We start from the raw sequence: 13,078 nt of genomic DNA, 5'->3' as shown, positions 1-13,078 counted from the left end.
GCTTTTAAATACTCACATTCCTTTTGAGTTAATTACCTATTCATTCGCCTTAGAATCCTATAGCCTGACTCAAAAGAATTCAAAAAGCCCTTAAATACTATTATTTAAAGGCTTTTTGTTTATTTCTTCTCGTATTTCATAAACCATTCTTTTAATTTAAAAACAGTTACCTTACCACACTTTTTCCGAAATCATTTTATTTCAATGTTATAAAAAATCTTCACTATTTTCATTTAAAATTGTTTCAGTCTGTCTTTTGAAAACATTCTTATAATTTTGTTTGTCTTACTTCCAACTAAAATATCTTCATTATTGTAATTTTCAAAAACCTCAGGATTTAAAATCACAGGAGCCTCAATGAGATCCTGTATGTATCCGAGATCAAATTCTTCACCATGCAGTTTAACGGCAGTTTCTACCTTGTCGCCAATAACCAATGCCTGTTCATTGTCCCCAATACTCTTTAAAACTTCCAGCTCTTTTGCATCTAAAGCACTAACAAGCACACCTTTAAATTCATATTCTAAAGCTTTATTCTCAGCTTTTGCCAGCAACAGATTTACACCTTCCTTATTTGCATTTTGAAGATTTATATCTAAAAACTTTGTATTAAAATATTTTTCAATCTTTTTAAGATTAGTGAAATACTTTAAAAAAGTATCTGCTTCAAATGCGTCCTTTGTAAAAGGCAGAGGAAATTGTTCCGAAGCAAAAAATAGTTTTCCTTCTCTGAAAATTTTAAATTTTAAATTAGAGGTAATCCTAGACAAAATCTTGTAGAACTCAAGTCCTATGTTTGCTGTTTTAATTTCATTTGAAGGAATTACCTCCATATTAAAACGATTCTGGTCATTTATTGGATCAAAATTCAGCTTAATAATTAGAGTAAATCCATTAGCTACAATTTTTAAGTGGCTTTCGTTTTCTTCTGGTCTGATCACCGATAAGGTAAATGGATAATCGTCTACTTCAAAATCGTCTTCAAAAACAATGTTTATATTACAATTAAACGCCGGTCTCTTTTGGAGCGTCATACGCGAAATGCTTTCTTCATTTCTAATCCGAACATCTTTCATCATAAAATTTAATTCTTGAAGTACTTCACCTTCTAAATTAATCTCCTCGAAAGTTTTATTATTGATAAAATTAAAAAAATGATCTTTTTTTTCTCCTTCAAGCTTTAGTTTTAGATCTATGTGGTATGCATTATTTTCGTCAAGTGATTTAACATTTCCTATATCAATGCCAGATTCCCCCTTTTTTAGCTCAATGCCAAGATTTCTAGCATTGGCAAAATTCAAAGCAGTATCTGCTTTTCCTATACCTTTAGCAAGGTCTGGTAAAAAATTTTGCCTTATATCTTCGTCAATTTCTTTTATTAACTCCTCTCCCGTTAATTGAATATGTTTAATATTATGCTTCTGCAAAAAGGCTTGCTTAACACGATCAAGAGATGGAGCAACGAAATACATTTCTTTTTTATAATCACCCAGCTGCAAAATTATTTTCTTTAACATATCCTGAACATTCAAATCGTCGAGAGAATAACCAATAAATAATATATGATTTGATGCAAGCCGGTCCTTAACAGCATTCCAAAATACGGTGCTTTCACTTTGCTGCGTAAAATAATTTAGATAATCAGAACTAGTCAATATAATGTTTTCTATGTCACTGAAGTCCGAGTGAATCTTAAAGAGCATCTGCTCATCTTTTTTTGCACTGGCATAATCAACACTTGTTCTTATAATTTCAATTCGATCATTTTCAAGCTCAATTAAGTTATCATAATTTGTTGTAATAATAGTGCGGAAATGTGGTATTCCTGCAAGCAGTTTATGAGTCTCAGTTGTTTTAGGTTTCTTTTTAAACTCCTGTTTTATAGTTTCAATAAGATAACTTTTATTTCCTTTCAATAGAAAAATATCTTCGCATAGTTTTGGCAGATTCCAGGTATGCTCGACATCACATTTTATGTCATCTGAAAGATTTTTGTGAAGAATATCGGCCAGCTCCCCTCCAGAAGGATATCCTGCATATCTTGACATTCCCGCTCCAGCAAATAATACTACTTCTTCCCTTCTTATTAATTCAAAGATTCTTTTGCTTGCCATGGTTATAAAAATTAGTTAGGTTTGAATTACGTATTTGCTTCTTTTTACTTTAATTATCAAAAATAACCAAACAAGATAAACTAAGCATAGATTACTTTCGATTTTATTAAAATTTTTTGCTTAATGATAACACAAATCCAAGTTCAAAATATATTTATGATTTTTTTTAACTCTTTTGAAATTACAAGCGAAAAAGTACATAAAATCAAGTCAGCAAAAAGCAGTGGCCTACTCAGGCAGGCTATTGATTAAAGAAAAGTAATTGTTTCAAAATTTTAAGATTAAGGTAGGCATCCAGCAAGTTATGCATAGTTTTATTCTTAAAAAAAAAGCAGTATGGAACAGTTTGCTAATACAAAAGAAGCAGACTAGCTTACTTCGCACTTGAATTATCCTGCTAATCATAACTGCGCAAAATAATTGCGCACAAACTAGATATCTTTGACTTATAAAATTTGTAAAACAAAAGATTATGCTAAGAATTAGAAAAATACAAGAAGATGATGGGAATGGTGAGTATTCGATTTTTGAATCGGCTGATGTTGAATTTGCAGATCCAATTGATTTTTTTGCTACTTCATTTATAGGAAGCAGTTTCTCAATGATGAAGGATATTGTTCTAGCCAAAAAGCCGCCCTTCCCTTTTCCGCTGGAACAGATTGAAAAAACTTTAATGAAAGAAGCAGTTAGAAAATGGGAAGAGAATTTTAAAGAATCGTTACAATTAAAAATACCAGAAAACTTTCTTTCTCTTTTAACTTCTACAACAAAAAAAGAGCAAATAAAATTACTTAAAAACCAAACACTTACCCCAGAACAGACGCTTGCATTGCTATTAAGGGCAAAAATTGATTTTGGATATACATTCAGCCAGTATAAGTGCGAGCACTATCCTAAAGGACTTGACGAATCTAAATTACCGACCACAGTTGAAATCAAAGGTGATAAAGTTCATAAAATCGGGCCAACAACACTAAGCGATGGCCAGCTAAGACAAGCTATTGATCAAAGAAAAGTAATCGTTTCAAAATTTTTGGATAAAGGAAGCCAATGGCATTGTTTCTTCCTTACTTATGACAGCATAAAATGGAAGGAATCATGGAAAGATGGCCAACCTCATTACCACTATATCTCTGATAAATTTGGAATTCCTCGTGATCAGGTTGTGTCGCAATTGAAAAGTAGTCATTATAAATTAGGGAGTCTTCCTCATATTGATTTACTTGATTATCGAGATAAACCAAATTAACTCTTTCTTCAAAATCCTAAAAAGCAAATAATCAATTTTAACAAACCTAAAACAGAACTACATATGTGGACCAGATACCTTATACAATGCAGTGCATGCGAAAAAATTACAAATTTAAGGGTTCAGATTCCAGAGAGAGAAATTCTTCCTATTAACTTCCAATGTCTTAACTGCTCATCTGAAATAAAAGGAGTGCTAAAAGTGGATTTTAAAAAATCTGCATGGAGTTTCGATCTTACCCGTGGAGAGTTAGCCCCTGGAGATTATAAAGATGGTGATTTTTTTTACGAATTCAGCGATGTACTGCCTACGAAGAAACCTTCGCGAGAGACTCATGCAAAACTTATGCCAACGATGAGGCTGCCTGGCAAGATGTTTGAAATATTAAAAACTAAAAAAGACCTAAGAAAGCTGCATCCTAACGAAGATTGGGGAAATCTCAAAGACTTAACAAGGGCATATAATAGGTTTGATAAACCTTTGATTGAAAAACTAGCTTATAAAATTCTTAAAAACTTTTATGGCACAAATTTTTTCGAATATAAGTCGGATTTGGACTACCATCGAAATTACTTCTTATCTTTAAACCGACTAATGTCTTCCTGGATCAACTTCAACAACCATGCAGAATATGTCGAATGGCTTTGCTCTGTAATTTTCACGCCGCAGAATCATACTAATCCGGAGATTACAGCATTCATAAATGAAATATTTGACCCGAATGTTACTGACAAAATTAAACTTGATATTGCAGAACTAACTTTAAGGTTTATTGAGCTTAGAGAGTATTTCTTTTACGCAGTAGGTAGTGAAAATGCTGATGACAATTATGCAGCTTTAAATAATTTTAACGAACTGAAGAGCTTTTATACTGACTGTTTTGAATTCATCGGAAGAATCAGCCAGTATATCTTCAATATCCAGAATTTTCATGAAAGAGGAGCTTTAAACAGAATACCTCCAGGATGTCCAAGGAATGTAATAGATGGCAAATCATTCTCTGAACTAAATCATGGCGAGAAGTTAAATGTTCTTAATCTCTCCTCAGACAATCCTCTGCAGTTACTCTTAAGAGATTGTTTTGACAGCAGATTAAGAAATGGCATTAATCACTTCAAAGCAAAATTGGATCCTGATTCTCAGATAATTTATTATTATCCTGTTACTAAAAGACCAGAAGAAGAACACCAGATCAGCTATATCAGTTTTTTAAATAAGTCTTTAGATCTATTTAATTCAGTTCTAAAAATTGGACAGCTTGCAAAAGTTGTAAATATGTATCGATTCACAATAAACAGATCTTAAAATAAAATGGAATTCACCATACCATTTTTTTTCAAAAAAACGATTAAAAGCAGAAATTTTCCGGCCATTTCTCGATTTTTTTTTCCTACATTTACAGAGGTTAGTAAACCCAATAATTTTAAGAGTGCCTTATTAGTGACCCCTCTTTTTTGAAATGACATAACATCCAGTGTTTACTGGTGCTTTCGATACAGGTGGCGGAGCCTCTTTCTCTACCAAACAAAAAACCCTCAATAGAATTGAGGGTTTTGTTTTTTATAAAAGTATTTTTTTGGGAAATAGCAATTTACCTAAAAAACTATAGCGTTTTAAATTTCATGTAATTCGTTTATTAAATTAAATTCTGCTGAATATCTGATAATTAGTAATTATCTCAATCGATTGTACTAGGCACATTTATTATTTAGGCTAAATTGATTACCACATTTCCATATTCAATACTGTTGTCCAGCATTTTTTGATGTGCGAGCGGCAATTCATCCCAGCTAAATTCACGGGATATAACGGGGTGAAACTTTTTTTGTAAAATAAGTTGATTTGCCTGATGCAATTCAGACAGAGATGAAAAATGAGATCCCTGAATTCTTTTTTGTCTCATCCAAACAAAGGAGGCATCGAATGACATATTAAATCCTGATGTGGCGCCACAAAAAACAACCATACCACCTGACTTTACAACGTAGGTACTTACAGGAAAGGTTTGAGATCCTATATGATCAAGAACAATGTCAGGATTAACTTTTTTACCTAATATATCCCAAATTGCACTTCCAAATTTCCTAACCTCTTTTAGATATTCCTTATATTCTTCTTTTTTATTAATATCAGGCAAGGTGCCCCAACAATTAAATTTTTGCCTGTTAATGTATCCAACTGCCCCAAGTTCGAGACATTTTTCTCCCCTTTCATCACTGGAAGTAACTGCAACAGCGTTCCCGCCTGCCAATTTAATTAATTGAATAGCGGTCGCTCCCAGCCCCCCACTTCCTCCCCATACCAACACATTTGTTCCGGGTTTAAGGTCATTTGGAGCAAATCCGTAAAGCATTCTCCAAACCGTTGCATAGGTCAGCATATATCCACCAGCTTCAGCCCAAGTCAAGTGTTTGGGTTTTTGGAGTAATTGTTGTGCACGAACTTTTGTATATTGTGCAAAGGAGCCGTAGGGAGTTTCATATCCCCATATTTTTTGCGATTCACAAAGCATAGGGTTACCGCCATTGCATTCCTGGCATATTCCGCAAGTTTGGCCACAATGAACAATCACTTCATCGCCAATTTTAAATTTAAATTCAGGATTATTTTTTAATCCTGCTCCTATTTCCCAAATTATACCGGATGCATCGCTTCCTGCAATGTGAAAATCTTTACCGTGAAATGCTGTAGGAGATGCAGGTTCTCCCAGTCCGGCCCAAAGACCGTTGTAATTAACTCCGGCAGCCATTACTTTAACTAATACTTCATTAAATCCAAGCTTGGGAGTTGCAATAATTTCCTGCTGAAATGCCTGATCAGGGGCACCGTGATTTTCCGGACGAATAACATATGCACGCATTAATGCAGGTGTATGACCCAATGGCGGACATTCGTCCATTTCATATAAATCTTTTAAAACAATTTCATTTTCAACTTCCAATGTTAATTTTTCCATAGTTTAATTTTTTTGGTTTTGGTGTTTATTTCTTCTTTTTTTATCTTTAGATAGTCTATTATTCTTTTTGCAATTGTTAAAACAGAATGTGTATTTCCTGGGCTTTAACTAAATCATACTTTGTCGTAATTGAACAATATTTATTATTAATTTTAAAACTTTTAGTATACCAAGTGTTGTTACCATAGCTTGTATAACCTTTATCTACTTCAATTTCTGTAAGTGGTATTGACATTCCTTTTCCAATTGCTTTAATGACAGATTCTTTTTTGGTCCAGAATTCATAAAACTTATCAAGCCCTTCGTTCTTAATTTCTATAAGTTCCACTGGTGAAAAAACATTTTCAAACAAAGAATAATCTATCTCGTTAATCTCTTCGATATCAATACCTATTTCTTGTTTGCTAAAAACACATACAACTGTATTACCACTATGGGAAATATTAAAATTATAGTCGCTTCCTAACATAAATGGCTTTCCATAACTATCCTTAATGATTTTTTCAAATTGAAATGAATTGTTCCCTAATATGTAGGATCCTATGTATACCATTAGTTTTCCAAACAAACAATTGTATCTGTCATCTAACCGTCTATATTTAAGTACTTCCTGTTTAAATTTCTGAGGTAAAAATTTCAGGTAATATTCTAAAATATCTCGATCTGGATTGCAATCACTAGAATATTGAAATAAATAATATTCATTTTCTTTTAAATCTCTTCTAGGAATTGATTTAAAATCATTAAAAGCCAAGTAATGTATCGAATTTTGCATGATCATATTAACGTGTAAAAAATATATGGTGAATTTTTTCACTCTATATTTTGCATTAGACTTTACGGATATTTTGATTTTTTAATTTCAACAATATTTTAAGTACAGTTGAATAGTGCGCAGTATTATTTATGACGTTATGATTAATCACTGATCACAATAATCTTTGGCTGTATTTATACTATAATGAATCTGTAGAAAAACAGTTCGAGACTGATTTATTTAAGCATTGTTAAATGCTAAAGACTTTGAGGGACAAACTGATTGTTTTTTTACAGCATTATCAGATGTTGCAGATTCTCCTTTTTTTATTAAACTTAATTTAAGGGCGCACATCATTCCATTTTTAGCACAATTACATTTTGGTTTACGATCTTTCATGGTTTTAGTTTTTAAGTTATGAATAGATTAAAAAAACTGCATGGCGTTGTGATTATGTCCAACAGGATGATAATATCGCCATGCAGTTTAAGTACTTTCTTGACAATTACAATTCCTTTAAAAATTCACTATTAGATTTAGTCTTTTCAAGTTTTTCATCTCGAATAAAAACTCCGATTTTATAACCAAAAAAGAAAAGTATTGATGTATTTAAAGCATTAAATAATGGAAAAAATACGTAGATCAAAACATTTGGTAATCCTAGATTAACAATCAAAGTTTTTACATATTCTATACGTGATTCATATATGAAAAAGACAGTAGTAAATACTACAATTCCAATTATAAAGGACTTTAAAAAAACCTTTTTACGTTCAATCTTAAAAGCAGCTACAAAACCTATTAAAATTGTAGAGATCAATATAATGGTGTAGTTATTTATTAAAAATTGTATAATTAATACAAATACGTATGGTGCGTAATTAAATATATTTTTCATTAGTTAAATTTTATGATGTTTTTAATTTTTTGTAGTTTTTTAGGGTCTGTATCAAACTGTGCTTCTTTATATTCGCCTTTTCTCCAGGATTCAATCTGATCTTTATAATGTGCTGAATTTATCATTCCGCTTTGCCCTCCGGCCAGAATTGTATGTCCCTGAATATTTCCATCTTTCACTTCATAGACAGCACGAAATACCGGATGAAAAGTGTTGGTATTGATATTAATTGTATTGATGTTTCCGCCAACATCATCAATTTTCACTTCCAATCCGGGTATAAATAAGATGTTATTTATATTAAATTTAGACATGGTTTTATATTTCTCTTTTTTCCATTGATTGCCATAACTTTTTGTTAAGGTATCCAGTGTTTTTTCAAAAATGGCATCTACTATTTTTTGTTTATCAATACCAGGAATGATATATTTTTTATCATTTAAATATTTTACAAAGTACTGTAGAGAAGGTTCTTTTTTTACCTGCAATTTGTTTTCTGCAAATTGCTTAGCTTCTTTTATTGAAACATTTCTTAATGCTTCATAAACCAATCCTTGATTTCCCTGCCCACTCATATTTCCATCCCAATTTTTTAATTCTTTTACGATGCCATTATACTTCTCCTTAATGGTATAATTATTCATTAATTTTTTAAAATCCTCCAGAGAAATATCAACAACATCGCTTTGCATTTTTTGAATTTCCGGAACCGTCCAGTTTTTCTTTTCTTCTAATAAAGAATAAATACGTCTTGCTCTGTAATCATCTTTTAAGCCGTGCGCACCGAAGTAAACGTTATTTTGAATTGGCTGTTGGTTTGCCGAAAACAAGAATCCTTTATCCGGATTATAAGCAGACCAAAAAGCAGCTAAGGGTTTTGTAGGAACATATTTTTTTGTACCATCAAGAACCTGACCTACATAGTCAGCACTTCTTTTAGGCAATTCGCCGGCACATACAATTCCAATATTATTATTAACATCACTGTATGCAAAGTTTTGTGGAGGATAACTATACTCTTTTAAGGCTGTTGAAAACCCATCCCAGTTTTGGCTTTTCATTACTTCGTACATTGCTTTTACTGAGTTACTTTTAGCTTCTGCATACCAGTGTTGTGCATAATATTGTCCATTTTCTTCTTTTATAACTTTACCTTGTATGGTACTTTTATATTTTTCTATATGATCAGATTTTCCTTTTACTTTGATAGTGTAATTTTTAACCTGAAAAGGAATCCATTTCCCATCATATAAGTACAAACTATCATTTTTGACCTGAAGTTTATATCTATCGACAAGATCCCATTCTCCATTAGTAATTCCCCAGGAAATTTTATCATTATGTCCACTTACAATTACAGGCACACCAGGTATTGTAAAACCATATACTTTAAATTCATCTGTTACAATATGAGCTTCATAAAAAGCTTCAGGAAGGGTCAAATACAAATGAGGATCATTAGCTAAAATATTCTTTTTACTCTGTGTTTTTGTATTATTTACAACCCAGTTATTACTTCCAATACCTTGATAAAATTTATTTTTTTTCATTAATTTATCTCCTAAATCAAATAATGATGTTTCTTTTTCAGGAGTTTCTACAGAGGTTATCGCTGTATTGTGTACTTTTAAATTTGAGACATTTAAACTTGATGGTACCAGATTAAAAGGCAAAATTGTATTTATTCCTGCAGGATGTAATGGATAAAAATAATCTCTGGTTTGTTCTGTCAATTTTTCAAAAATTTCCTGTTGCTCAATATGATGGTCAAAATATGTCAATGTATAACTCATATACCAGGTAAACAGAAAAGAATATTCTGTTTTCCATTTTCTGGGTTTAGTCCCTAAAGCTTTATATAAAGGATCTGCGTTTTCATTCTTTTCTAAATAGGCATTTACTCCGTCCGAATAAGCTTGTAGATAAGCATAAAAGTCCGGATTCTCCTTTTTATATGTTTCCAGAAGTTCTACTGATTTTTTCTCAAACTCATACGGTTTCCAAAATTTGTCAGACTTTAGAGTTCCTGCCCACAAGAACTCTGATAAGTTTCCTTGTACAATTCTTGATACCATCTCCATTTGAAAATACCTGTCTTTTGCGTGCATATATCCTAAACCATATGCAGCTGCATTTTTTGAAGATCCATAGATATGAGGAATTCCTATATTATCTACATATATATTTAATTTTTGGTTACTATGAACCTCCTGTGTACCATCACTTTGTAATGGAACAGATAAAAGACCTGTTTTATAGGTTGTTAATGCTCCTATTGAACCAAATGGCCCTAATTTAAAAGTAGTAACAAATATCCAGGCTAGAGATAATATTACTACAAGTGCTATTCTAATTATTTTATTTTTTTTCATTTTCTTGAGATTATATCTTTAAATAATAAAACTTGTGTTTATAAATACTTTAAATCAATAATTAACCTGCTTTAAAAAGCACATAAAGTCCCTTTCCCTTTATATTTTGGCATAAAGAGACTTTTAGTGTAAATAAAAGAAAGTATTATTGTGTTGTGAGCGCGACTAAAAAATTGCGGAAAGCTCTGAAATATTTGTTTTTTCTAATTTGCCATACTCCATTTTGAGTAAAGTATCTCCCGCACTATAATACCTATCATCGTGGGTGATTGCTATTATTGTTTTATCCTCATCCTGAACCAGTAAGGGAAGAATTTCTGTGTAGAATTTATGTCTAAAATGCGGATCCTGATCTGCAGCCCACTCATCAAGCACAATTATGGGTCTGTCTTCTAATAGCGTATTGATTAAAGCGATTCGTTTACGCTGACCTGTAGACAAATGGGTTGTTGAAAAATACCCGTCTTTTATATGCACTTTACCATCTAACTCAAACAATTTTAAGTATTTATTTATTTTATCATAATCAATATTTGTTATACCGTAGAACTCATCAAACAAATAAAAGTCACTAAAAACAGGAGCAAAAAGGTTTTTTATTTTCTCCAGTTCTTTAAGCGGAACTAATTCTCCATCTATATAAGCCTCTCCGTTATCAAGATTGTAGAGGTTTAAAACGGTATTAATAAATGTAGTTTTTCCTTCTCCGTTACCTCCATATATGAAGACAATCTCATTTCTCTTAATATCTAAATTAATTGGGCCAACTGAAAATTGGTTTTCGCCAAAAGAAAATGCATAGTTGCGTATTTTTAAATCTGAAAAATTCTTGTATTGCCCTTTATCATTAACCTGTGGCAGTTTTTCAAGTTTTGTCAGTTCTTTTTTAAGTTTATTCATTTTTTTAAGTGATACTAATGCTTTGCTCATAACCGGTATGATCGTCATTACACTTACAATGGGGCCCATTAGATATAACAGAACAAATATAAAACTGACTTTAACAGCTATGGGAGTCTGAAATACTGATCCTGAGAACACCAGGATAAAAGTAACCAGGCTATAAAATAATAACTGACTTATGATCTCACTATTGAGATATTTTAAAAGTGCTGTTACATATTTTACTTCTCCTGTTGTAGCAACTTTCATTAGTTTCTGATCATAAATCTGAGTTCCTTTATCAGCATTGATATTAATTTCTTTTGCTCCGTTTAAAATACTATTAAAAACGGCAATAAATTTTTTTTCTAATTCTCTTACTTCTTTTATTTGTTTATTACTAGTCTTCGATCTCACAGCATATATTACTACTCCCACAGCTATAACAACAATACTAACCCCAAATAATTTTAAAGATAAAAAAGCCATATACACCAAACACGCGATGATAAGAATAATCGAAGAAAAAAAGGTGATTATCATTACTGATGCATTAGAAATATTGTTTACATCTGTCGTTAATGTGGCATATATTTCTTCTTTATATTCCTGGAGTTTTCTATAAGGTGCCTTAAGAATAAGTTTTATTACATCTTTTCTAATATCCCAGTATATTTTTTGTGATAACTTAATAATACCCGCTGCAAGCCATCTGCGTGAAATAAAAAAGACAGCAATAGTTCCTATAAATAGATACAGATAGTTTTGCATCGATATGGTTTCGCTGGAAGCAATAGAATTGCTTATAATTTTATTAATAATTGCTATAAAGGCAAACCCTGCCAATCCTGAAATTATAGCCAAGACAGAATATATTATTAAGGGTCTTAATGGTATAAGTTTAGAGTTGCTAATTTCTGATATATTATTTTCCATGTCTATTGTTTAATAAAATTATAAATAGTTCCCAGCCCCACAACACAGGGTATCTATTTACTTAATTTAGTTTACAGTGGGATAATCGCTTTCACAAAAGCATTACAGGACGCATAGATTTTCTAACAGGATGAGTCCGAAGTATAAATCTGTTTTATTACTTTATCTTACGCTATATATTGACTAATGAATACATACCGTATTCGTTGATAATTTTTGCTAATATTTTTACCTGACCATAAATAAAGAAATGATTTCCCGGTAGTACCTGATAATCAAATTTTCCGCTGGTGTAAAATTTCCAGTTCTCAATATCTATAACAGTTTCTTCCTGATCTCCCATTATGGCAAAAATTGAAGTATTGATTACAAGACCTACTTCTGAGAGTTTATGCTTTTCTAAAATTTCAAAATCAGCTCTCAAGATAGGACTAAAATAATTATACAGTTCTTCATCTTCGAGGATTTCATTTGGAACACCTCCCAAAGATCTTAACTCTTTTTTAAACTCAACATCGCTTAAAGTGTGTCTTTCTTTATCATTATACGAAGCGCCCGGGCCTGGATTTCCTGAAACAATTAGTAGGTTTGGCGGATCTAAATGTTCTTCCATTTTTTTTACGACTGAGAGTCCTAAGGTTGCCCCCATACTATGTCCGTAAATGATAAAGGGTTGGTTGGTATTTCTCAATTTTTTTATCTGAGAAACATAATCCAGAACCGCATCTGTCTTTTCAAAAAGGTGTGACTCCTGATTTCTTTTACCTCTTCCGGGAAGTTCTAAGGCATGACATTCGAAATTATTGTTAATGTGATTTTTTAGAAAATCAAAAGAGTAACAACTTCCTCCTGCAAAATGCAAAAAAAATATCTGTGTTTTTTGATTTGAATACATAGCATGTTATTTTTTGATA

10 protein-coding genes are annotated in these 13,078 nt (G+C 31.7%); 2 read left to right on the top strand and 8 right to left on the bottom strand.

Features of this window, described 5'->3' with window-relative positions; all coding sequences use genetic code 11:
- Positions 1-233 precede the first annotated feature (233 nt).
- The gene (locus ACHRVX_RS00145; RefSeq protein ID WP_395327555.1) at positions 234-2,114 is read right to left on the bottom strand and encodes an SIR2 family protein; all 1,881 of its coding nucleotides are present in this window, start codon (positions 2,112-2,114) and stop codon (positions 234-236) included.
- Positions 2,115-2,586: 472 nt separating this feature from the next.
- Here ACHRVX_RS00145 and ACHRVX_RS00140 point away from each other — a divergent pair, with 472 nt between their 5' ends.
- Positions 2,587-3,363, top strand: a complete 777-nt coding sequence (locus tag ACHRVX_RS00140) for a hypothetical protein (protein WP_395327552.1) — start codon at positions 2,587-2,589, stop codon at positions 3,361-3,363.
- Positions 3,364-3,426: 63 nt separating this feature from the next.
- Positions 3,427-4,668, top strand: a complete 1,242-nt coding sequence (locus tag ACHRVX_RS00135; RefSeq protein ID WP_395327550.1) for a hypothetical protein — start codon at positions 3,427-3,429, stop codon at positions 4,666-4,668.
- A 403-nt stretch (positions 4,669-5,071) separates the two neighbouring features.
- Here the strand turns inward: ACHRVX_RS00135 and ccrA are convergent, their stop codons facing one another.
- From ccrA to ACHRVX_RS00100, 7 genes are all read right to left on the bottom strand, one after another.
- Positions 5,072-6,319, bottom strand: coding sequence for a crotonyl-CoA carboxylase/reductase (gene ccrA / locus ACHRVX_RS00130; protein ID WP_395327547.1), 1,248 nt, complete (start codon positions 6,317-6,319; stop codon positions 5,072-5,074).
- A 76-nt stretch (positions 6,320-6,395) separates the two neighbouring features.
- Complete coding sequence (locus tag ACHRVX_RS00125; RefSeq protein WP_395327544.1) at positions 6,396-7,073, bottom strand: 4'-phosphopantetheinyl transferase family protein; 678 nt, start codon at positions 7,071-7,073, stop codon at positions 6,396-6,398.
- A 243-nt stretch (positions 7,074-7,316) separates the two neighbouring features.
- A complete protein-coding gene (locus ACHRVX_RS00120; RefSeq protein WP_395327542.1) occupies positions 7,317-7,475 on the bottom strand; it encodes a hypothetical protein in 159 nt (52 codons plus the stop codon).
- Between the two features lie 106 nt (positions 7,476-7,581).
- A complete protein-coding gene (locus tag ACHRVX_RS00115) occupies positions 7,582-7,974 on the bottom strand; it encodes a hypothetical protein (RefSeq protein ID WP_395327540.1) in 393 nt (130 codons plus the stop codon).
- Entirely contained in the window at positions 7,974-10,346 is a 2,373-nt protein-coding gene (locus tag ACHRVX_RS00110; protein ID WP_395327538.1) for a penicillin acylase family protein, read from the bottom strand. The genes ACHRVX_RS00115 and ACHRVX_RS00110 overlap by 1 nt, the downstream gene beginning before the upstream one ends.
- 165 nt (positions 10,347-10,511) lie before the next feature.
- Positions 10,512-12,164 carry a cyclic peptide export ABC transporter gene (locus ACHRVX_RS00105; RefSeq protein WP_395327535.1) on the bottom strand — a complete coding sequence of 551 codons (1,653 nt, stop codon included), beginning with the start codon at positions 12,162-12,164 and terminating at the stop codon, positions 10,512-10,514.
- Positions 12,165-12,336: 172 nt separating this feature from the next.
- Positions 12,337-13,059: a thioesterase II family protein gene (locus ACHRVX_RS00100; protein ID WP_395327532.1), complete on the bottom strand. Its 723-nt coding sequence runs from the start codon at positions 13,057-13,059 to the stop codon at positions 12,337-12,339.
- Between the last annotated feature and the right edge of the window lie 19 nt (positions 13,060-13,078).

The sequence above is a fragment of the Flavobacterium sp. FlaQc-47 genome, from assembly GCF_044006475.1.
In the GTDB taxonomy this organism is placed as follows: domain Bacteria; phylum Bacteroidota; class Bacteroidia; order Flavobacteriales; family Flavobacteriaceae; genus Flavobacterium.
The sequence above is the reverse complement of the archived record's forward strand: the minus strand, read 5'-3'. Positions and strand labels throughout refer to the sequence as shown.